We start from the raw sequence: 21,023 nt of genomic DNA on the forward strand, positions 1-21,023 counted from the left end.
GCGTTCCTGGAGCAGTGGCGTGCAGCAGCGCGCTATTGCGTCTTTATCCGCATTTCGACGCGGCGGTTGACGGGATCGTACGGGTTGGGGCTGCGCGGGTTTTTTTCGCCCATGCCGATTGCATTGATGCGGGCAGCCTCGACACCGCTGGCCGTCAGGAAGGCAGCCACCGATTGCGCTCGCCGTTGCGACAGGCCTTCGTTGTAGTGCACGGTGCCGGTGGCGTCGGTGAACCCTTCGACGACGAAGTTGAACGTGCTCAGCCGGTTGTCCTTCAGCGCCTTGGCGAACTCGCCGAGTTCAGCGCGCGCAGTGGTGTCGAGCTCGGCCGAATCCAACCCGAAATTGATCAACATATCGAGGCTGGATTTTTCTCCCGGCGCGTCTTTCGCCTTGCTCTTGCTTTTGCACTCCTCCTCGGTGCCGACACAAATTCCTCGCGACTTGCCGAGGTCGGCCGCTCCGGCAAAAAACTTCACGATGTCTTCTGATTTCTGCACAGGGTCGGCGGAAGCGTGGGTCGAGAAAAACACGACCGCCAACACAAAGGCTGAACTGCCCCACTGCATAGCGGTTACTCCTGCTTGAGCATCCGATTTCGATGGTGGTGATCATACCAAACTCCGGGCCAATTGTCTGTCGATAAACGCCAGGGATACGGTGGTGCCGGCAGTTGTTGCAGCGTCACCGGTTGAGGCTTGACCCGCGCCGCGCCTGGGGCTTGAGTGGCCAAGGCTCCTCGATGAAAGCGTGGCGGTCATGGCCAACGGGCTTCGATTCAAAACGGCACGGGATCTCTTCATGGTTTGTCCCGCTATTGCCCGGGACATGAGAACCCTTCCAACCGAACAGCAGTCGATCGAGTTTTGCCGCGACCTCCTCGCCGGGCGCGTTCCCGAGGAGGCGATCACGTTCTGTGCCTACCTGCTTTCCGATCGGGCCGCGGTCTGGTGGGCGCATGAATGCCTGAGCCATCTGAGCGAGCTGCTCGATGGAACCGATCACGAGTTGCTCGCCTGTGTTCGCGACTGGATCGGTGATCCGGACAGCCCCCACCATCGCGCCGCGGTGAGCCAGGCGCAGGCGACGCCGCCGACGACGCCGGGCGCCTGGATTGCCCTGGCGGCGGGATGGCCTGACAATGGTTCCGTTGCTGGCGGAGGCGTTGTCGGCGCAGAAGCAGCATCGGCCTTGCAGCCGTTTCCTGCCGCCCATGCAGTCAATGCCGGGATCCTGGCCGGGCTGGCGCGTGTCGCACTCGCGGACCGCTTTGCCGTTCTTTCCGCGTTTGTCGAAATGGGCATCCAGATGGCCGAGATCGAGGCGCTGCCCCAATCGGCGGATGCATATTAGAGCTTCCATCCCGACAGAGACTGGATGGAGGTTGCCTTACTTGCAGCCACCTTGAGCCCATTTGGCAAGCGCCACCTTGAAGCGGGTTCCCAGCGGATGTTGCAGGCGCAAAACGGAGACATCGTTTGTGGCGAAATTTTTCGCCTGTTCGCACAGCCGTGCCTCGTCCCATTCATGGCAGCCGTCGCAGTGCTTGCCCTCCCATACCGATTTGTCCAATCCCTCCACCGGACTGAACAGGGGCTTGCCCTTGATCAGCTGGGCGATGCTCTTGCCGTCGATTGCCGGATCACCGAAATAGATCGGATGGTCGAAAAAGATCGGATCGTCCGAAGCCAGCCTGGGGATCTTCTGACGCAGCGCATCGAGCGCAAGCTGATCGGCACTTTGGCCCGATGCGCTTGCAGCGCCGGTGTTGCGCGCTTCGGAGCCGCCTTCAGTCTGAGGTGCGCTCGCCTCGCCCACGATCAATGGCGCATTGAGATCGACCTTGTGCAGAACGACCTCCGTGGTCAGCGAAACGTTGATCCAGGGGCGCTGCTTGCCGGCGGTTGCCTTGAAGACGTCGATGGTGACCCTGTTCATGGCCTCGGTGATGGAGACGTTGGATTCACCGATATGCTGGAGGAGCGCCGAGGTAAAAGGCGAATGTTCGCCCGACCCGTCATAGGCGAGTTGATTGGGGCTGGCGGCGAAAGCGACGAGCGTGCCGGCGCCACCATTCTCTATCGGAATCTCGGCAAGGCCGCTGCTTGCGCCGTTGACGCCTGCGGTCTTGGCCAGCACCTCGGCGAGGGGATTGTCACGGCAAGCGTCGAGAAACACCAGCCTTATACTGGTCTCTCGCGACATCTGGCGTAGAACGAAATCAACCGGCACGGCCTCGAAGTCGAGGGAGGTTTCGTCCTCCAGCGCGGCGTCGACTGGAAGCAGGTAGTTCTTGCCCGCAACCTGCAAGCCGTGGCCGGCGTAGAAAAACAGCGCGATGTCGGCACCGCGCACCTGTTTTGCGAACTGGGCGATCGTTGCTTGCGTCTGCGGCTTGGTCAGATCGAAGCCGGAAACCACCTCGAAGTCGAGCTTCTTCAAGCGCTCCGCCATGGCCTGGGCGTCGCGCACCGGATTGGCCAGCGGCGCCGCGTGCTGGTACTGGGAGTTGCCGAGGACAAGTGCTACGCGGCGCTCGGCACTGGCGACCGTCAACGTCAAAAGCAAGGCGAGCGCCGCAAACCCAGCGGCGCGAAAGAGGCCACCGCAACGGGCAATCAGATCGCACCCCACCGGAACCTCAGAGCTTGGTGGCGGAAAACTCGATCCGCCGATTGAGCGCCTTGTTCTTGGGCGTATCGTTGGCGGCAACCGGCCGCTCCTCGCCGTAGCCGGTCGCTGTGATCTGCGCGCGAGGAATGCCCGCGGCAACAATGGCGTCGGCAACCGCCTGGGCCCGCCGCTCCGACAACTGCTTGTTTGCGTCCGGCGATCCATCGGAATCGGTATAGCCGGAGACCTCGACCTTCAGGCTTGGGCATTTGCCGACGACACCTTCGACCTCTTCAAGCAGCGGCCGGCTCTTCGCATCGAGCCGGGCGCTGGCCGGCCGGAAGTAGATGGCGCCGGTGCGTGAGAGCACGGCAAACCTGTTCAGGCATTCCTCATCGCTGAAGTTCGCCTTGGCGGCGTCGGTGGCAACAGGCCCCACATCGGCCGCACCCGCCGCGGCGCTCTGGGTGGTGGCCGGCTTGCTGCCGTCGGCGGTGAAGACGAAGTCGAACGACACCGACGCGGTGGGCACGATGTTGGTCACGTTGGCCGCCTGCTGGAGTTTGTCGACGTTCGGCAGCAAGCCGAAATCCTCCACATGGACAGCGACCGGAGCCTCCGAAGCGACCGACACCATGGTGTCGCTGATCATGGTGACAACGATGCTGGCCTCGAGGTCCTTGTCGACGCCATGCAGATTGAGACGGAAAGGCAGCGTCGACTTCACCCTGCGCTTTGTCGCGAGATCGGCGAATGCGGCGGGATCGACCTTGGCCGTCAGCTCGGCCGTCGGGTATTTGAATGTCTCGAAAAACAGGAAGCGCATGCGGACATTGCGCAGGTCGACGCCGGTATCGACCGAATTGAGGTCGAAGGTGACCTTGGCATCACCCGCCGAGCTGAGCGTGCCGGTGATGTTCCTGATCTTGTTTGTCTCGACGATCGTGTTCTTCTTCACCGACTGGTAGGTGATCACCGAAGCTGCGGGATCAAGCGTCCAGTTCGGCGCTGCGTTGGCGGCTTGCGATCCGAGCAGCAGCCAGCCGGAGAGCGCGACGATCAGGCCAAGACCCGGTATGGCGGGGCCTTTCAGCCTTGCCATCCACCAGAATGCGACGACTTCGAACATGGAACGCCCCTGCCCAGGACCACCGTATCGATACGACACCTGGCGGAAGCATAGAGCACTTGCGACTGGTTGGCGAGCAGCTGCGGCCGGTGGTCCCGAGGTGGTGCTCTGCTCTCAACCGGAGGGAGCCCAAGCCGTTGTGAAAACAGTGCAAAGCCCGCTCTGCTACGACCAGAACGCAGCCGTAGCTACTGCCGACCTTCTCGATGCTTGGTCAACCTCCCCAGCCGCCGCCGCCGCTGCTGCCTCCGCCGCTCCCACCGCTTCCGCTACCGCCTCCATTTGTGGCAGGGACAACCGGCAGGGGAACAGTGGTTTCCTCAACCGGCTTGACCACCTTCTTGGCGATAACCTTCTTCTGTTTGGTGATCCTTGGCGTGGTCGTCGTGCGAATGAGCTTCGGCCTGTGCTTGGTCGTCGTCACCGTCGGTTCGACCTTGGGCGCAACGGACATGCAGCCCGTTACTGCCACCAGAGCGCCGGATAGAACTGTGGCGATCAATGCCTGCTTCACTGCCCTGCCCACGATTGCCTCCTCATTGATCAAAACAAGTCCCGACGCGGATTGGCTTGCTCCCAGACCGCTCTGGCCGCGTCGACCAGTTGGTCGTCAAGCGAGCCCTTCGCCGGGATCTTCGACTTGAGTTCGCCGCGCAATTGCTTGAGCGCCACCGTTTTCGTCTTCACTGCGAATTTCGTCAGCGTTGTCTGGGCGCCCGGCAATTCCTTGCGAAGATCAAGCGCGACGGTGAAGGCCAGATAGCGCACCGCTATCGTCTGGTCGGCATTGGCGCCCTTCTGCATTTCGAGCGCTGCGCGATCATATGCGCCGGACTGATCGCCGCGCGCCGTGGCCAGCTCGAACAGTCTTTGCGCTTCGTCGAGGTTTTGCCCCACACCAACGCCGTCCCGGTACATGCGCGCTAGGCTGGCCGGAGCGTAGGGCTGGCCTAGATCCATAGCCTTCTGGAATAGCCCTTGCGCCTGCCCGGGATCCTTCTCGACGCCCACACCGGTCAGGTAATTGCGACCGAGCAGGTTCATCGAATACATGTCCTGCCGTTCAACACCTGCCTTCAAAAACGCAACGGCGCGGGCCGGATCGGCGGGCACGCCGTTGCGGCCTTCCGTGAAGATCGCGGCGAGATCGTTCATGGCATAGGTATGCCCCATCGCCGCCCCCTTGAGCAGCAGGTCCAGGCCTTTGCCGGTGTCGCGTTCGACCCCGTAACCATTGAAAAGGGCACGACCCCATGACGTCATCCCGTAGGGATCGCCCTTGCCGGATGCCGCCGCGTAGAAGCCGTTGGCCTGCTTGCGGTCGACGGGCATTCCCGTTCCCGTCGCGTTGAGGTAGCCGAGCTCGAACACGGCGCGGACGTGGCCCCTGTCGGCCGCCTCCTGAATGGCTTTCTTCGCCTGATCGACCTTGCCGGCGGCCAGCAGCGCTCGGCCCAGTTCGTAGCGGAAGCGGGCGACATCGGGATAGGCCTTCACCGCCGCCTCGCAGGCCTTCACGGCCGCCGCGCCGATTTCATTGGGCAGCAGGCCGGGGACAACGCCTTGCAGATCGAGAGGCTCGCCTGCAGCCTGGTCGCAAGGATCTACGCTTGGCGACAGCCTCATGGTGGCCGGCTTGGAAGAACTGCTGTCGGCCCGGATTTCGAAGCCGACCTCGACCGGCTCGGCTGCGCCGATCTGGGGTTCATAGCGCAAATTGTCGACCTCATCCGCCATCAGGCTCGACTCTGGCGACAGGGCACGATCCGGCAAGGACAGCGTTCCCGTTGCCGGATAGCTCGCGAGTCTCAGGCTGACCGCGGGATCATTTGTCGGGAAGTCCAGCTTCAGCGGAACCGGGCCGACACCGACCGGGACGCTGATCTGCCGGTTTTCGATCGCCTCGGCGGCGCCGGTGATATGGATGCCTCGCTCCAGCACCTGCTGTTTCTGCTCGGTCTCGAGCGAGGCCACAATCTGTTCGCCCTCGGCGCCCTGGCCGCTTTTGACACGAAACACCATGATGCCCTGAGCCCCGCCACCCCAATTGTCGTGCGTGGCGTAGGCCAGCATGTCCACCTCTTCCGTCGCGCCGGCCCCCTTGGGCACATCCAGCTTCAGGCGCGGCAGGTCCTTGCCCTGGATCTGTTCGCCCACCGCGACAGCCTTGCCGTCCAGCAGCAGGCGTCCGAGCGCAGGCGGCCTTTCGATGCTGACGGTGATCGATCCGCCATCGACGTCGACCGGTTCCGGCAGGTCCAGGGCAACAGGCCCGACACCCGACGGCACGACCTTCTCCAGAACCGGCGGCAACGAGGGCCGGCTGGTGCGACGCATCAGGACAACCTCGTCGATGAGCGAGGAGTTTTCCCATGGAACCTGCTTGCCGTCAGTGGCCTCGACCACATCGCGGCGCACCGCGGCCATGACCGTGCGTATCTCCTGGTTCGGCGCCAGCGCGCGACGAGAGAATGCGGATGAAAACGGGCTGAGGTCCCCCGCCCCATCATAGGCGACCGCCCCTGGCTCGGTGGCAAAGGCAATCAGCGTGTTCAACGAGCTTTTAACCTGCGCAAGGCCGGTGTTGCCCGCCGTGATCAGCTGGTCCCTCAGCCAATAATCCTTGCGCGGAAACGGATTGTTGCGACAGGCATCGAGGATGATCACCTGGATCTTCGATTTCGCGCGCAATTGCTGCAGGACATCGTCCAGCTTGACCGCCTGGACCTCTATGTCGGCTGCATTCTTCAGCGAGGCATCGACGGGGATCAGGAAATTCTCGCCACCGATCTGGAAGCCGTGACCTGAATAGTAGACGACGGACAGATCGGCGCCGTCCGCCGCCGCAAGGTAGTTGCGGAACTGTTCCTCGAACTGCAGCTTTGTGAGATCCTTGGCGACGAAGACTTCGAAGCCGGCCAACCGAAACGTCTTGGATACGTCCTCGGCATCCTTGTCGGGATTCTTGAGAGCGGGGATGTCGCGGTACTGAGAATTGCCGATCACCAGGGCGACCCGTCGATCGGCCGACGCACCGAAGGTCGTAAGGGCCGCTACGAGAAAGACCGCGATGAATCCGCAAAGTCGGAGCATGGCTGTTTCAACCGTCGCTACCTGATGACCACAAGCCCCCAGGTTGCGGTATCAAGGCTGTTAAAGAGCTCACAATCCGCCGAGACAGGAACAGAAACAAAAAACCGTCGCGACAGCAGGCACTTTCCCCATCCGATCAGCGTCTAAATTACCTCAGAGCCGAGCCATCCGCAATGAGTGTCGAACGGCGCCGGCGTGGCTGTCTGGGTCCGACGCACCCGCCAGGCCTCGATCCAGCGACGGGTCTCGCCGAAGCATGAAACGCGTATCCAGAGGCGACCTCAGTGGTGTCCGCTCGATCCCGTGTAGCAGCCAGTTGCTACCATCGGTTCAAATCTTAGTGCTATCTGATGTGAATGGCGAACTTCGCAGGGACGGTGTAGGGTTCGCGCCAAGAAGAACTGAGCCGAACTCACGGCGCCAAGCGAATCTGGGAGGATTCATGGTCGAAATCATCTCCAAGCGGGATGGCCCGCGACGCGAGGATGTTCAGGTCAAGAGACTGATCGAGCAGAACCGATCGACCATCGTTCGCCTTGCCGACCAGATCAGCGGTGGCGGCTATTCGGCTTCCAGGAAGCCGCGCCAACAACCCAAGGCCGAAGGCCTGATCATCCATGTAGGCGGCAGCGTGGCGAGCGTGGCCGAGGCGAGCCCGTCCATCCGCGTCACCATGAACGGCCGTGTGATCTCCAAGGATCAGAACACCGGCCGCCAGCTTCATCATATCGGCGATGTCCGCGACCGGAATGGGGAACAGATTTTCGTCCTGGCAACGAAGCAGAACGGCTTTTTCTCACCAGTCGACGAAACCATCGCCGAGGCGCTTGCCGAACTGGACGGAGCCCACCTGACGGCGATCTATGGCGAAGAACAGCTTGCCGCCGACATCGGCGCGAAACTCGGCATCGACTGACCACCGGCACTCGGGCGTCGCTGAGCGCGCCCAATCCGCGACAGCATACAGAAATGGCATACCTCAAAGGTACTGTGATGACTGAATGAGACACGCGAACGGCCCCGATCAGATGAAGACCAATGCTCTTCCGGCGCGTGCGTCGATGGCCGCCGGGCAGTTGGTTCTGGACAACATCGACTATGACGAGCGCGCCACCATGCGCGCTTGGGAAAGTTTTCTGGCCGACGAACCGACATCCGCCCGCGATCCGGTCCATGTCCGCTCGTTGATCCACGATTCCTGGTTTCGCAGCGCCACTGGCGGCATCAACGCTCAAGGCATCGAAGCGCCGCTGAGCAGCGATCGCGACGAGATCGAATATCTGACCCGTGCCAACGCCGAGCTGCTTTCGGCGGCGCGGCGATCGTTTGCGTCCCTTGGCCAGTTGCTGGAAGGGACGGGAGCGATGCTGGTGCTCGCCGACAGCGATGGCGTGCTGATCGACGCGATCGGCGACAAGAAGACCTTGCATGACGGCATGGACATTCATCTGGGTATCGGCGGCAAATGGAACGAGGACGCCGTCGGAACCAACGGCATCGGCACGGCGCTGTGGACCGGCGAACCGATTTTCGTCCACGCCGCCGAACATTTCTGCGCCGGCATCAAATCCTGGACCTGCGCCGGTGCGCCGATCCGCGATCCCCTGGACGGCAAGATCATCGGCGTTGTCGACCTGTCAGGCTATTCGCCGATCTTCCGGCCGCACAACACGGCGCTTGTCGCCGCCACCGCCCGGCAGATTGAAAAGGCGCTCGCCGAGCAGCAGCAGGAGCAGCGCACGCGCCTGCTCGAAGCCTTCATTTCCTCGGCACCCAGCTACCGCCGGAAAGACGGGTTGGTGATCGTCGATCATCGTGGCCGCGCGATCTTCTGCAACAACGTGCCCAATGGCGACACCACGGAGATGATGGACGGCCCGATGGAGCCAGGGCGTGGTCGTTGGCTGATGAACCTGCCGGCCTCCGGCTCCGATGCCGATCTCGCCAACGCGCTGCCGGCGCATCTGCGATCCTGCCATGTCACGCCGCTGAAGCTTGATGGCGATCTTCGTGGCGCGGCTCTGGTGTTTCCCTCGGTGCCGGCCGTCTTGAGCATGACGGTGATCCGCCGGGAGGAGAACAAGCACCTGCGGACAGCCGCGGCGATGATCGTCGGCGAAAGCGAAAAATTGCTGGCCGCCATCGATGTCGCCTCCCGGGTGGCCGGGTCGAAGGGCGTCACCTCGTTGCTGATCGAAGGCGAAACGGGCGTCGGAAAAGAGTTGTTTGCGCGGCTTGTCCATGCCGGCAGCCGGCGCACCGAAAACGATCCGTTCATCGCCATGAACTGCGGTGCAATCACCAAGGAGCTGTTCGGCAGCGAATTGTTCGGCCATGTCTCCGGCGCCTTCACCGGCGCTTCTCGTGACGGCAAGCCGGGCATCTTCGAACTCGCCAATGGCGGCGTGCTCAGCCTTGACGAAATCGGCGAGTTGCCGCTCGAAATCCAGCCCTTCCTGTTGCGTGTCCTCGAAGAGCGCGTGGTCCACCGCATCGGCGACTCCAGAGGCCGGCCGGTGGACGTGCGACTGGTCGCCTCGACCAATCGCGACCTCAAGCAGGAAGTCGCGGCCGGGCGCTTCCGCAGCGATCTCTATTACCGCATCGGTGCGGTCTCGATCCATGTCCCGGCTTTGCGCGACCGCGGCGACGACGTGCTGTTGCTGCTTGAGCATTTCAATCGTCAGATCGCAAAACTGGCTGGCAATGATCCCTTGGAGTTTTCGAACGACGCGCTCGATGCACTGCTTGCCTATCGCTGGCCGGGAAATGTGCGTGAACTGAAGAACCTGGTCGAGCGCCTGCACATACTGACGCGCGGCAGCACGATCGACCTGCAAGATCTTCCCGGCGAAATCAGCGCGGGCAACCGCAACACCGTGGCCATGCACGGCGACCATCCCACAGCCATGCTCGAAGCGCCCGTATGTACATTCGAGGATGCGGAACGCCAGGCGATCAAGAATGCGCTCGCCGCGGAGAGCGGCAATCTCAGCAAGGTTGCGCTCAGGCTCGGCATTTCACGGCCGACGCTCTATCGCAAGCTCGGCCAATACGGCATCCGGCGCGGCTTCCTCTAGACCCAATCATCGGCACAAAAAAAACGCGGCATTCGCGCCGCGGGGTTGGGGAAATTCGTTCGACCGAATTTGCCTTCAGGCAGCGGTCGCGGGAATGATCAGCTCTTTACGACCGCACCGGTACCTTTCTCCGAGATGTAGCCGAGGACGTTGCCGATGATCAGGGAAACAACCACGGCGGCCGCGACCTTGATGATGCCGCCGGCGCCTTCGCCATAAGCGGCGGCACCAAGCAGAAAAAGTGCCGCGGTCGTTGCGTAGCCATAGACCGCTGACGGAATCGCGCTCAGCAATGGCAGCTTGGCAGCGAGGATCAGGACGATGATTGAAATACCGACGCAAATGCCGGCCATGATCGCCGTAACGCCAATGGACGTCAGCGCTATCAATGCGCCGGCCGCGCAAATCGCACCCCACAGATTTGCAACCGCCGAACTCTTGAACCCAGCTTCCTTGCCACCACAGTGATAGAAGCTCCCCCAGCCGACGAATACCGCCCATATCAGCAGATAAGGACTGCCGATCGTGATGGCCGCCCATGTTGCAATGCCACCCATAATGCCGATGACGACGGCCAGTCCTGTAACAAGATCCATGTTGTCCTCCCGTTTTTCCACACCGCGAAGCAACGAAATTCGTATGGGGATCGCGCTTCGCTGACGTCCCGATACGGAAATGCCATGGCATCAGCCACGGAGCTCACGAGGAAGGCTGCCGTTCAGGCACGCCGTCAGATCGAACCGGACGCGGCACCCGTTCGGCGCCGCATCCGGTCCGGATGCTTCAGGGCACGATGACGCCACGGCCGGTGAACCGGCGGTTCTTGAAGTCGTCGAGGGCGGTGTTGATGCTGGCGAGATTGTATTCGGTGTAGTGCATCTTCACCTTGCCGTCGGCGTTGAGTTCCATCAGTTCGACGAGCTCGGTGAAATTGCCGACCAGGCTGCCGCCGATGTTGATCTCCTCGATGACGAGATGCGCGGTCGGCACGTTGATGTTGCCGCCATAGCCAACGACGAACAGTTGCCCGCCCTTGCGCACCATCTTCCAGCAGATGTTCTCGACACCGAGTTCGCCGACGAAGTCGATCACCACATGCGCACCGCCACCAGTGATCTGGGCAACCTCCTCGACGACGTTCGGCCCGCCATCGAGGACGAAGTCGGCGCCCAGATCCCTGGCCAGCACTTGCGCCGCCGGCTCTCGGTCGACAGCGATGATGCGGCAGCCCGAGATCGCATGCAGCGATTGCAGAGCGATATGGCCAAGCCCGCCTATGCCGAGCAGCACGCAATAGCTGCCTGGCCGCAACAGCTTGGCGGCGCGTTTGGCGGCACGGTAGGCGGTGATGCCGGCATCGGCCAGCGGAGCCACCTCGATCGGCGTGATGTTGGCGTTCAGCTTGATCAGCGAGCGCTCACTGGTGATGAAGTATTCGGCGAAGCCGCCATTCATGCCGAGGCCGGGGAATTGGCCGTTGTCGCAATACATGTCCTCGCCATGGCGGCAGTTGAGGCAGATGCCGCATGAGCGGAAGGGATGGCAGATCACGGCGTCGCCGCGCTTGACCGATTTGACGCCGCTGCCGACTTCCTCGACCCAACCGGCATTTTCGTGGCCCATGATGTAAGGCAACAGCGTGCCTTCGGGATCCATGGTCGGCTTCCACACGCCCTCGATGATGTGCAGGTCGGTGCGGCAGAGGCCGGCGGCACCCACCCGCACGATCACCTCGTCAGGTGCGGTGATCGTCGGCGCCTTGACCTCCTCGATCTTGAGCTGGACGTTCATCTTCGGGTCGTATTCGTACAGTCTGGCAGCTTTCATCGTCGTATCCCTTCAACGTCGAGATTGTCTGGATTGCTTCAGGCGCGGCCGAGTTTTTCGGAGCCGCCGCCACGCGCCGGGCCGGCCGTCGGATCCTCGTCCTCGGCAAGATCGCCAATCAGCGTTTCGGTGGTCAGGATCAGGGTCGCCACCGAAGCTGCGTTGGCGAGCGCTGTGTAGGTGACGCGGACCGGGTCGATGATGCCTGCCTCGAACATGTTCTGGTATGCGCCGGTCGATGCGTTGTAGCCGTAGCCGCCATTGATGCGGGTGACCTCGGTCACCACCGCTTCGGGATCGGCGCCGGCATTGGCGGCGATGCGCCACAGCGGCCGCGACAGGACCGAGCGCACCAGTCGCACCCCCTCGGCGACATCGCCCTCGACGTCGGCCGCCACCTTGTCGAGCAGCGGCGCGATCTGGGCGAGCGCCGAGCCGCCGCCGGCGACCACGCCCTCTTCAGACGCGGCGCGCACCGCATTGAGCGAATCCTCGATCAGCTGGATGGTCCGCTTCTGCTCGACCGGGGTGACGCCGCCGGCATAGAGGATCGCGGTGCCGCCGGAGAGCTTGGCCAGGCGTTCGCGCAGCTTGTCCTGGTCGATGTTCGGCGGCGAGGCTTCATACTGCCGTTGCACCTGGGCGCGGCGCGAGGCAATTGACGCATGGTCGCCGCCGCCACGAATGATCGAGGTGTAGGACGAGCTGGTCTTCACCCGGTCGGCCGTGCCGAGATCTTCTGCGGTGATATCCTCCAGGCGGCCGCCGAGATCGCGGGCGATCACCTTGCCGCCGGTGATGATGGCCAGATCCTCCATCATCGCCTTGCGCCAATGGCCATATTCCGGCGGGTGGACGACGAGATACCGTCCCGGCCCCTGCTTGCCGAGCAGGGTCACCACCACTTCCGGCGACATTTCCTCGGACACGATCAGCAGCGGCCGGCCATCCTCATCGGCGATGCGGCGAACCGCATCGAGCTGTCCGGGTTCCTTGATCTTGAGGTCGGTCATCAGAATGTAGGGTCGTTCGAGAACAGCCTCCATCTTCTCCTGATCGGTCACCATGTGGTGAGAGAGGTAGCCGCGTTCGAAGGACATGCCCTCGACGACATCGAGCGTGGTCTCGGTGGTGACGCTGAAGTCGGTGGTGATGACGCCTTCGGCGCCTACCCGCTGATGGGCTTCCGCCACCAGCGCGCCAAGTTTGGTGTTGGTCGCCGCTATGTTGGCGACCGACGCCAGAATGCCGTTGCCCTTGGCTGGCTTGGCCGAGGCCTTGAGTGCCGCCACCACCGCCGCCACGGCAAGGTCGATGCCTTTGCAGAGATCGACGGACTTCACGCCGCGCTCATTCGCCTCGACGCCGCCCTGGATGAGCGCGTTGGCGAGCACGATGGCCGTCGTGGTGCCGTCGCCGGCAATCTCGTTGGTCTGCATCGACACTTCGCGGACGACTTGCGCGCCCATGTTTTCGAAACGGTCGTGCAGTTCGATCTCGGAGGCGATGCTGACACCGTCGCGGGTCACCATTGGCGTGCCGATCGGCCGGTCGATCATGGCGTTCATGCCTTTGGGGCCGAGCGTCGGCTCGACAGCGGCTGCAAGCCGGAAGACACCACGGGCGAGAGCCCGGCGGGCCTGCGAATTATGAAGCATTATCTTGGGCATGATTCCTCCTTCCGCCTTACGGGCGGGTTGTTGATTAGGGGCCTCGTGCGAGGGAGGCCGTTGCTGTCGGCTCTGCTTCAGGCGGTCGGCGCGGTTCGTGCCGGCACGCGATCCATGATGAAATCGACCAGCGTCGGTTCGCCGTCGACCACATCCAGTTCCTTGTATCGGGTCTGCTTGAGCCCCCGGCACAGCGCGCCGTTGAACTCCATGTTGATGCGCACACCGCGCAGCTCGGCGAGGTGGGCACTGAGTGCACCAGGCGGGATTTTCTGCCCTTCCCATGTCACGAACACAGGATCGTCGGCCCGGCGGTCGGGAAAACGCTCGAGCAGAGCCGCCCGGTACCGCGGCTGCTGTTTGGCCGCCTCGCCCGGTTCGAACCGCGCGACGTCGTATGCCGGCAGGTCCATGCCGAGGATTTCGCGATCGGTCAGGCCGTGCTGCCGCAGGCCGCGCAGGACTGCCTCCTGGCGCCGCTTGAATGCCTTCACCCTGAAGGTTTCGCGCAAGCCGCCGAGATCCTGATCCTCGGCAAGCACGGCGAAGATATCGCCGAAGCTTTTGCCCTCTGCCATGCCGCGATTGACCTCTTCGGCGAACATGTGGTCGTGCAACTTGACGCGATAGGCAGGCTTCCAAGTGAGCTGGTCGAGCGCCTTGCGGACGCCGTCCAGCATCAGGAACGCGAAGTTGGGCGAGCACCAGTAAGTCGGCAGGCGGAAGTCGATCTCCACGCTGCCATCGCTCGTCACCTGCGCCCGCTCGACGAAGCCCATCTCGGTGACGGGTTCGTCGAGTTCCGGGTCGTTGACCTCACCAAGGCGCCGCCAGAGTTCCTTCTGGCAGTCGCCGGAAACGCTGGCGGTTGCCATGGCTCCTACTCCGCCGCGATGCTGAAGGGCGAGCTGGCAAGCGCCTTCTTCTTGGCTTCGACGTCGATGTTGTAGAGACGCGCGGCGTTGAGGCCGAGGATCTTCTCCTTGATCTCGTCGGTCAGCTGCACACCCCGTTCAGCGGCGATGTCCTCGGGGATCTGGTAGGCCCAGAATTTCTCGACCAGCCAGCGCGGCGTCCAGATCGCGTAGTCGGAGCCGAACAGGATCTTCTCCGGCCCGAGCCAGAATAGCAGCTCGGCGATGACCTCGCCGAAATAGCGCGGGCGCGCATGGATGAACGGCAGCGCCACCGCCAGCCCGCCATAGACATTGGTTTCCTGCGTCGCGATCCAGCAGAAATCGTCGAGACGCGGCAGGCCGCAATGCTCGATGATCCAGTTGAGGCCCTGGAAATCCGTCGCCGCGTGATCGACGTCATGGACGTCGAACGCATCCTTCGAGAGCGGCAGGATGGTCGGGCCCTTGTGGACGTGGATGTTCCTGATGCCGAGCTTGTCGCAGAGTTCGAAGCACTTGTAGGCATCGGGATCGGTGAGCTTCCAGCCCTTGGAAGCGCCGTTCCATTCAGCCGTATACATCTTCACGCCCTTGACGTCGTAGGTCTCCTTGAGGAAGTGGATGTATTCCAGCGCCTTCTCGCCGTCGCGCGGGTCGAAGGCGCCGTTGACGATGAACCGCTCCGGATAGCGCTTGGCCACCTCGGCGTTGCGCTCGATCGTGTTGAAGCCGTTCTTGTAGAAGTCCTTGAGATAGGTCGACTGGACGATCGCCACATCATCGGGCCCGTCGATGAACAGGTCGCGGTAGAGGTCGTCGGCGCTGTATTTCTCGAACTTGCTCTTCTCCCACAGCTGGTCCTTCGGGCTCAAGCCCGTGTGATAGGCATAGAAGCACTCGATGAACTGCTTGCCGTGGATGTTCTTCTGGTTTTCCGGGCTGCCGTCCCAGAAATGGGTGTGGCCGTCGACCACGAAAATGTCTTTGCCTTCCGGTGTTCTGTACATGGTTGCCTCCGCAGCAATCGCGTTGATCGGTTCGGCGCGCCGCACCCAGCGGCGCGCCGGATTTTTTCGACGGCTATTCGATGTATTCGAACATCTCGTCCATGTTGCCGAACAGGATCACGGTGTTGTCGTCGATGCGCACCATCCGCCCGTAGTGGGTGGAGCTGTTGACCTCAAAGGTTTCCGCCGTCATCTCGCGGCCGAGATATTCGCTGATCTCGTCCATCTTGAAGATCAGCTTGCCGGTACCATCGATGCGGATCATCGCCGGTTGGTAGGTGACGGTTACGTTCGGCTTGAGGCCCATGAATTCGGCGATGGCCCTCGCCTCGACCGAGTCGTTCATGGTGACGCCGCACTGATGCGAAATCGTCTGCTCGAAGGTGATGTCCTTCATCGCCTTGAAGATGTTGGAATGCGTTGCGTCGCGTGCTGATAGTGACATGACGATTTCTCCTGTTTCAGCGCTTGAGGCCGAGTTCGCCGAGGATCTGGCCAATCCGCTCTTCGGATTTGGCGCGGACGTCGGTGAACGCGACCGGCTTGGAATGCGGCATCGACCAGATCGGCTGCAGGCCGGCGGCTGCCTTGTCGGCGAGCGCGCCGTGTTTCTTGACCCAGCCCTGGAAGAGCTTCTTGTTGGCGGCGCCATGCTTCTCGTCATTGGCCAGCAGGTGCATGAGGTCGATCGTGTTGGCGAGGTTGCGCTCGTAGTCGGCCTCGGCCGCCGAAATCACCGCCGGGGTGATGAAGTCATGGTTGGCGGCGGCGATCTGCATCAGGAAGCCGGAGCGGAACACTTCGCCCACCAGCGGCTCGAAGACGATGTTGATGGCGAAATACTGCTCGAGATAGTCGGTCGCGCCCATGATTGTTTCGACCGCTTCGCGCGTGCCTTGCCAGTTCTTGTCCTCGAGCCAGGCCTTCTTGCCGAGTTCGTCGTCCCAGTCAGGCAAATCCATGCCGATCTCGGCGAGGTAGAGGGTGATATCCTGGGCAAGCCTGAGCTTGTAGGACGAGTTGGTCAGCGTCGCATTGTTGATCATCTGGGTGTAGCCGTAACGCTGCGCTTGCATCAGCGACGTGCCGAGCCCGAATTCGGCATGTTTCCACGCGCCGAGCTGCGTCTGCAGGATCTTGACCCAGGCCTTGTCGAAGGTCTTCGGGGTGCCCGACTTGCGCGCGTTGTTGATGACGCTCTGCACCATCGTCTCGATCTTCGACTGGCGCTGGTAGTGCGTACGCTCCCACTCCTGGTCGGGAGCGCGGAAGGCATGCCAGTTGGAGCTCTGGGCGGCGGTGTTCTGCTTGACATAGGCGCCCTTGCCGTCGGCAAAGGAGATGATCCAGTCCTGGATCAGGTAGCGTTCCGGGTCGGGCTGGACGTCGACCGTCATGTCCTCGTAGTGGGTGGCGCGCTGGCCTTTCGGGTCGAAATACCGGTATTTCCGGCTGTCGGAGTCGGCGAAGATTGCCGCGCCGGCGGCTCCGGATCCGACTGAACTCGAGGTTGCAGGCATAGTCTCTCTCCCTTGTTGCAGTTGTGGTTGGCTGTGCACGGCCGCCCTCAATGGGCCGGCGTTGCACCTGCCGATGTGGTGAACTTGTCGAAGAAGATCCGCTCCGTTTCGAAGCCGTTCATGAACAGCACCGGCTGCAGCGCATCGATCATCGGCGGCGGGCCACAGGCATGGACATCGCCCTGCCCGTCGACCGCCAGTTGCTTGAGCACGGCGTCGACACTCTGGTGCACGAAGCCACGTTCGCCTTGCCATTCGGCGTCGTCGTTCGCGTGCGACAGCACGGGAATGAAGGTGACGTCGGAATGATTGCCGACCAACTCGGCGATCCTGTCGAGATAGAACAGGTCGTTGCGGGTGCGGGCGCCGTAGAAGAAATAGACCGGACGTTTCTCGCCGCTCTTCAGGTGATCGTTGAGGATCGACCAGATCGGCGACATGCCTGAGCCGGCGCCGACCAGGATCAGGGGTCCTTGCCGTTCGTCGCGGCGGAAGCAGGTTCCGTAGGGTCCGACGACGGTGACTTCGGCTCCGGCCCTGATGCCTCCGGAATCGAGCTCGCCTGAGAACTTTCCCTCAGGGTATTTTTTGATGATGAAGGAGAGTTTTTCGGTTTGGTCCGGCGTATTTGCCATGGAGAACGAGCGCGTAATCGTCTCCCCTTTTTGCGTGGTAACCGTGATGTCGACATATTGCCCCGCCCAGAACTTCATTGGGGAGCCGAGTTCGATCTCGATGCCGCGAATGTCGTGGGTCAGCTGCTCGATGCGAGCAATCCGGCCCTTGTACGTCTTCACGGCGATCGCTTTCGCCAAAATCTCCTCGTCGTAGTTGAGAAGCTCGACTTCCAGGTCGGAGAAGGCGATACAGCGGCACAACAGGACGTGCCCGCTCTCCTTCTCCATGTCGTTCAGCGCGAAGGTCGAGTATTTCAACATGTCGACTTCGCCTTCGAGCAACACGCTTTTGCAGGCCGAGCATTGCCCTTCCTTGCAGCCGTGCGGCAGGGCGATGCCCTGGCGGAACGCGGCGTTAAGCACCGTTTCGCCATGCTCAACGTCGAATTCGACGCCGACCGGGCTGAGCCTGACCGTGTGGGTTTCCGACATACGGACCTCCAGTGAAAGGAAGGGCGGGGCGAACCCGCCCCCCTTTGGCCTGATCAGTTGCAGGGGTTGATGGTGAAGCCCTTGGCGTACTCGGCCAGGTGCTTCTCGCGGTCGGCGGGCGACATGGCACGCAGCGCATTGAGCGGCGATCCGAGCGTGTTGCCGCGCACGTCGTCGAGCGTCCACATCTCCTTGTCGTCGAAGCGCAGATGCGGCTGCGGAACCAGCGTCTTGCCGTCGGAACGGACGAAGTTCAGGTCCTTGATCGCATCGGCCAGATCCCAGCCGTCATAGAGCGTCTCCCACTCGCGCTTGCCGCTGAAGCGGCCCATCGCGGGCGTCGGCCGGCCCTGATACTCGTCGGCGAAGGCGACCGTTGCGGTCCACTTGTCGAGTTCGTGGGCGAAGGTATGGAGCTGGCCGTCGATCTCGCCGACCACCATGTCCTCGCGGATCAGGCAAGGAACGAGGCAGGACCAGCAGCGGTGCGGGTAGACGTAGCCGACGTCGCTGTTGAACAGCAGCACCTTCTCGCCCTTGTGGCTGAGCTTGGCGTACCATTTCCAGAAGTCGCCGAACTCGGCGTACCAGCCCGGATATTTGTGCTCGAACCACTCGAAGTCCTTGTCGGTCTGGGCTTCGATGCGCCAGAAATTGACCGGCCAGCCGACCGCGAAGAACTGCCCGACCTTGTGGACATAATTCTTCTTCGTGATGCGTTCCCAGGCCGCCTGGACGTCGTCGTGATGGACCTTGATGCCGTATTTCTCGAGCGGCAGCATGTAGGTGCGATAGTAATCCTCATAGATCCAGCGGTGCCACATTTCCGCGTAGGACTCCTTGTTCTTGTCGCGGTTGGTGGTGCCGTATTCGATGAAGGTGCCGATGGCGGCATCGACGATGGCGTGGTTCTGCCAGAAGGCGTAGCGCAGGTCGCGCTCGAGCAAGAGGTGGTTTTCCGGCTCCTTGAGCGCCGCCATCAGCAGCGAGTGGCCATTGCCGATATGCCGGCTCTCGTCGGACTGCACCGACAGGAACACCGTCGGCAGCGCGTAGTCGCCGTTGCGGGCGGCCTCCGAAGGCATGGCGACAAACAGCGTGTTTGTGAAGGCGGTCTCGGCAACCACGGTCAGGTACATGCAGGCGGCGGTCATCGTGTCGCCGGTGATGAAGCCCTCAGCGAACTGCCGGCCGATGGTCGTGGCGTAGCATTTTCCGAAGGCTTCCTCGGTGATGTCGAAGCCGGCCGGATCGATGTAGTTCTCCATGTACCATTTCTTCAAATTCATCTGGATCGTCGAGTGACGAAACTCGTCGATCATCTGCATCGTGAAGCCGGTTCTGAGTTCCTCACCAGGCGCGATGCGGGCGACCATCGCCATCGAGCGGGCAGCCGAGATTTCCGGGAAAGGGATGATGGCCAGGAAGAGCTTCATCCACTCGACCCAACGCGGCTCGACGTTGCGGAACATGTCGCCGCGCAGCGCCGCATCGAGCGCACCGTAGACGCGGTTGTCCTTTTCTTCCTGCATCGGGAAATACGACCGCAGAACCTGCTTCATCGGGTCGCGCGGCGTCTTGTTGATCTTGTAGTCGGTCGGAAACGTCATCGCTTCCTGGACGTAGGAAGGATTCCAGCCGAGATCGGCAATCTTCTTGGTTGCCTCGCCGACGGAGATTCCGCGTTGCGAGGTAATCTTGTTGAGCGTCAGAGACGTCATGGTCATAAGCCTCCACCAGGTTTGAGCCGCAGGTCCCTTGACCCCGGCATGAAGCGGCACACAGCACCGCCAGTGAGAGTGCGAGCGGCACGACAAAGGGTTGCGCATCGAGGCGCGACTCATGGTCCGGCCGTTCAAGTGGATCGCGGCAAAGGTTTCGAGGTGTTTTGGCAGAGACCCGCGGCGCCAACCGCATGTGCGATGGGCGTATCGAAGCGGTCTCTGCTTCCTCCGTTCCTTCGTTCTTTTGGCACCGCGTCAAAAGCGCGATGGGCTTCTTGTAGGAATGTACAAAGCAAGCGTCGTGCCAATTTGAAAATAGCGCCCACGGCTGGGGCTCAAAACAAAACCGCCGCTCTTGCAACACATGAGCATACGGCCAACTGTAACGTTCTTTTACATTCGTAACGTACGCCTGTAATATTTATCGTCTATTCGCAACTGCAATATATTTAGTTAGCACGCGCAGCAAATACGAAAACAAATATCATCTATTCAATTCTACGTCTTTCTCTACTATTTGAAGGCGGCGCCCATGGGCGGGCCTCCCGCTGGAGAGAGACAATGCCGAGCGATAGAGACAGTCGGGGACCGCCCGAGCCAATGTCCAGCCAGGCCGACGGTGTCACCGGCGATCTTGTCAGGCTGATGCCCCGCGATCTGGTCTTTGTCATGCGCTTCATGGGCGAGAGCCAACATCGCCTGCAAAGCCACTTCCAGGACTTCATCCGGGCCGAGCTTGCCGCCGGCGGCGTCACCACGGAAACGCATCCGATGATCCATCTGTTCATCGAAAACCACGCGATCCTGTTGCGGGACTTCGTGTTTTCCGGCGTTTCGCTGACGCGCCAGTTCCGCGTCGACGAGATCGAGCGCCTCACCGGCGACACGACGTCGATGATCCGCGTCGACATCTGGGATCAGCTCAAGAGCCACATCGAGACGGCCGAAAAACAGTTCCAGTCACAGGCCGGCACGTTGCCAAAATTGCTGTCGGCCTTCGAAAAACCACCCGGGGCTTTGGGGAGCAAAAAATGACAGGAGTATCCGATATCGCCAGGCGTGACGCGCTGCTCGCCCGCCGGCTCGATCTGGTCGCCAATGTCTCCGCGCTTACCGCCGAGGCGCTGCGGCTCAATCAGAAACGCGCCGGCATCGAGATGGATGTGCTGCGCCTCGAGCTGGAGATCGGCAGAAACGGCGCCAGCGAGCAACTGGTGCGGGACTTGCATGAGGCAGAGCAGAGCGCGGCGGCGGTCATGCAGGCATGCGCGGCGTGCGAGGACCGCATCGTCGCGGCGGAAGGCGATGTCGAGGACGTTGATCGCCAGCTGGCCGCAACGGCGAACGAGGATTGA

19 protein-coding genes are annotated in these 21,023 nt (G+C 62.0%); 5 read left to right on the plus strand and 14 right to left on the minus strand.

Annotated elements, in window-relative coordinates; all coding sequences use genetic code 11:
- Positions 1–32: 32 nt before the first annotated feature.
- Positions 33–533 (minus strand): OmpA family protein, encoded by a 501-nt coding sequence (locus HB777_21165; protein QND68851.1) that lies wholly within the window; start codon positions 531–533, stop codon positions 33–35.
- A 217-nt stretch (positions 534–750) separates the two neighbouring features.
- On the opposite strand from HB777_21165, the gene HB777_21170 reads away from it, so the two are divergent.
- Entirely contained in the window at positions 751–1,353 is a 603-nt protein-coding gene (locus HB777_21170; protein ID QND66175.1) for a hypothetical protein, read from the plus strand.
- Between the two features lie 36 nt (positions 1,354–1,389).
- Here HB777_21170 and HB777_21175 read toward each other — a convergent pair whose 3' ends face one another.
- From HB777_21175 to HB777_21190, 4 genes are all read right to left on the minus strand, one after another.
- Positions 1,390–2,562 (minus strand): peptidase c14 caspase catalytic subunit p20, encoded by a 1,173-nt coding sequence (locus HB777_21175; GenBank protein QND68852.1) that lies wholly within the window; start codon positions 2,560–2,562, stop codon positions 1,390–1,392.
- Between the two features lie 79 nt (positions 2,563–2,641).
- Entirely contained in the window at positions 2,642–3,742 is a 1,101-nt protein-coding gene (locus tag HB777_21180) for an OmpA family protein (protein ID QND66176.1), read from the minus strand.
- A 214-nt stretch (positions 3,743–3,956) separates the two neighbouring features.
- Entirely contained in the window at positions 3,957–4,271 is a 315-nt protein-coding gene (locus HB777_21185; GenBank protein QND68853.1) for a hypothetical protein, read from the minus strand.
- Positions 4,272–4,285: 14 nt separating this feature from the next.
- A complete protein-coding gene (locus HB777_21190) occupies positions 4,286–6,835 on the minus strand; it encodes a tetratricopeptide repeat protein (GenBank protein QND66177.1) in 2,550 nt (849 codons plus the stop codon).
- Positions 6,836–7,277: 442 nt separating this feature from the next.
- On the opposite strand from HB777_21190, the gene HB777_21195 reads away from it, so the two are divergent.
- Together HB777_21195 and HB777_21200 are read left to right on the plus strand one after the other, a co-directional pair.
- The gene (locus HB777_21195; GenBank protein ID QND66178.1) at positions 7,278–7,751 is read left to right on the plus strand and encodes a hypothetical protein; all 474 of its coding nucleotides are present in this window, start codon (positions 7,278–7,280) and stop codon (positions 7,749–7,751) included.
- 85 nt (positions 7,752–7,836) lie between these two features.
- Positions 7,837–9,915 carry a sigma-54-dependent Fis family transcriptional regulator gene (locus HB777_21200; protein QND66179.1) on the plus strand — a complete coding sequence of 693 codons (2,079 nt, stop codon included), beginning with the start codon at positions 7,837–7,839 and terminating at the stop codon, positions 9,913–9,915.
- Between the two features lie 98 nt (positions 9,916–10,013).
- On the opposite strand, the gene HB777_21205 is transcribed toward HB777_21200, so the two are convergent.
- The 9 genes from HB777_21205 to HB777_21245 all read right to left on the minus strand — a co-directional run bounded on the left by HB777_21205 (position 10,014) and on the right by HB777_21245 (position 19,665).
- Entirely contained in the window at positions 10,014–10,511 is a 498-nt protein-coding gene (locus HB777_21205; GenBank protein QND66180.1) for a DUF1097 domain-containing protein, read from the minus strand.
- Positions 10,512–10,698: 187 nt separating this feature from the next.
- Positions 10,699–11,742 (minus strand): NAD(P)-dependent alcohol dehydrogenase, encoded by a 1,044-nt coding sequence (locus HB777_21210; GenBank protein ID QND66181.1) that lies wholly within the window; start codon positions 11,740–11,742, stop codon positions 10,699–10,701.
- Positions 11,743–11,780: 38 nt separating this feature from the next.
- Positions 11,781–13,412, minus strand: coding sequence for a molecular chaperone GroEL (locus HB777_21215; GenBank protein ID QND66182.1), 1,632 nt, complete (start codon positions 13,410–13,412; stop codon positions 11,781–11,783).
- Positions 13,413–13,489: 77 nt separating this feature from the next.
- A complete protein-coding gene (locus tag HB777_21220) occupies positions 13,490–14,287 on the minus strand; it encodes an iron-sulfur cluster assembly protein (protein ID QND66183.1) in 798 nt (265 codons plus the stop codon).
- Between the two features lie 5 nt (positions 14,288–14,292).
- Positions 14,293–15,315: an amidohydrolase gene (locus tag HB777_21225; GenBank protein QND66184.1), complete on the minus strand. Its 1,023-nt coding sequence runs from the start codon at positions 15,313–15,315 to the stop codon at positions 14,293–14,295.
- A 73-nt stretch (positions 15,316–15,388) separates the two neighbouring features.
- On the minus strand, positions 15,389–15,760 hold the full coding sequence (locus HB777_21230; protein ID QND66185.1) for a monooxygenase: 372 nt from the start codon (positions 15,758–15,760) through the stop codon (positions 15,389–15,391).
- Between the two features lie 16 nt (positions 15,761–15,776).
- Complete coding sequence (locus HB777_21235) at positions 15,777–16,835, minus strand: toluene hydroxylase (protein QND66186.1); 1,059 nt, start codon at positions 16,833–16,835, stop codon at positions 15,777–15,779.
- Positions 16,836–16,882: 47 nt separating this feature from the next.
- Positions 16,883–17,944 carry a 2Fe-2S iron-sulfur cluster binding domain-containing protein gene (locus HB777_21240; GenBank protein ID QND66187.1) on the minus strand — a complete coding sequence of 354 codons (1,062 nt, stop codon included), beginning with the start codon at positions 17,942–17,944 and terminating at the stop codon, positions 16,883–16,885.
- Positions 17,945–17,997: 53 nt separating this feature from the next.
- Positions 17,998–19,665, minus strand: a complete 1,668-nt coding sequence (locus tag HB777_21245; GenBank protein ID QND66188.1) for a methane monooxygenase — start codon at positions 19,663–19,665, stop codon at positions 17,998–18,000.
- Between the two features lie 564 nt (positions 19,666–20,229).
- Here HB777_21245 and HB777_21250 point away from each other — a divergent pair.
- Entirely contained in the window at positions 20,230–20,703 is a 474-nt protein-coding gene (locus tag HB777_21250; GenBank protein ID QND66189.1) for a hypothetical protein, read from the plus strand.
- Positions 20,700–21,023, plus strand: coding sequence for a hypothetical protein (locus HB777_21255; GenBank protein ID QND66190.1), 324 nt, complete (start codon positions 20,700–20,702; stop codon positions 21,021–21,023). Before HB777_21250 ends, HB777_21255 begins: the two co-directional genes overlap by 4 nt.

Origin of the sequence: Mesorhizobium loti (assembly GCA_014189435.1) — a bacterium.
Lineage (GTDB): Bacteria > Pseudomonadota > Alphaproteobacteria > Rhizobiales > Rhizobiaceae > Mesorhizobium > Mesorhizobium loti_G.

Excerpts from the sequence above, each read along its gene's own strand:
- HB777_21250 (QND66189.1), top strand. The coding sequence starts at position 20,230 with ATGCCGAGCGATAGAGACAGTCGGGGACCGCCCGAGCCAATGTCCAGC.
- HB777_21190 (QND66177.1), bottom strand. The coding sequence starts at position 6,835 with ATGCTCCGACTTTGCGGATTCATCGCGGTCTTTCTCGTAGCGGCCCTT.
- HB777_21200 (QND66179.1), top strand. The coding sequence starts at position 7,837 with ATGAGACACGCGAACGGCCCCGATCAGATGAAGACCAATGCTCTTCCG.
- HB777_21205 (QND66180.1), bottom strand. The coding sequence starts at position 10,511 with ATGGATCTTGTTACAGGACTGGCCGTCGTCATCGGCATTATGGGTGGC.
- HB777_21245 (QND66188.1), bottom strand. The coding sequence starts at position 19,665 with ATGACGTCTCTGACGCTCAACAAGATTACCTCGCAACGCGGAATCTCC.
- HB777_21255 (QND66190.1), top strand. The coding sequence starts at position 20,700 with ATGACAGGAGTATCCGATATCGCCAGGCGTGACGCGCTGCTCGCCCGC.
- HB777_21180 (QND66176.1), bottom strand. The coding sequence starts at position 3,742 with ATGTTCGAAGTCGTCGCATTCTGGTGGATGGCAAGGCTGAAAGGCCCC.
- HB777_21210 (QND66181.1), bottom strand. The coding sequence starts at position 11,742 with ATGAAAGCTGCCAGACTGTACGAATACGACCCGAAGATGAACGTCCAG.
- HB777_21215 (QND66182.1), bottom strand. The coding sequence starts at position 13,412 with ATGCCCAAGATAATGCTTCATAATTCGCAGGCCCGCCGGGCTCTCGCC.
- HB777_21225 (QND66184.1), bottom strand. The coding sequence starts at position 15,315 with ATGTACAGAACACCGGAAGGCAAAGACATTTTCGTGGTCGACGGCCAC.
- HB777_21235 (QND66186.1), bottom strand. The coding sequence starts at position 16,835 with ATGCCTGCAACCTCGAGTTCAGTCGGATCCGGAGCCGCCGGCGCGGCA.
- HB777_21230 (QND66185.1), bottom strand. The coding sequence starts at position 15,760 with ATGTCACTATCAGCACGCGACGCAACGCATTCCAACATCTTCAAGGCG.
- HB777_21195 (QND66178.1), top strand. The coding sequence starts at position 7,278 with ATGGTCGAAATCATCTCCAAGCGGGATGGCCCGCGACGCGAGGATGTT.
- HB777_21240 (QND66187.1), bottom strand. The coding sequence starts at position 17,944 with ATGTCGGAAACCCACACGGTCAGGCTCAGCCCGGTCGGCGTCGAATTC.
- HB777_21220 (QND66183.1), bottom strand. The coding sequence starts at position 14,287 with ATGGCAACCGCCAGCGTTTCCGGCGACTGCCAGAAGGAACTCTGGCGG.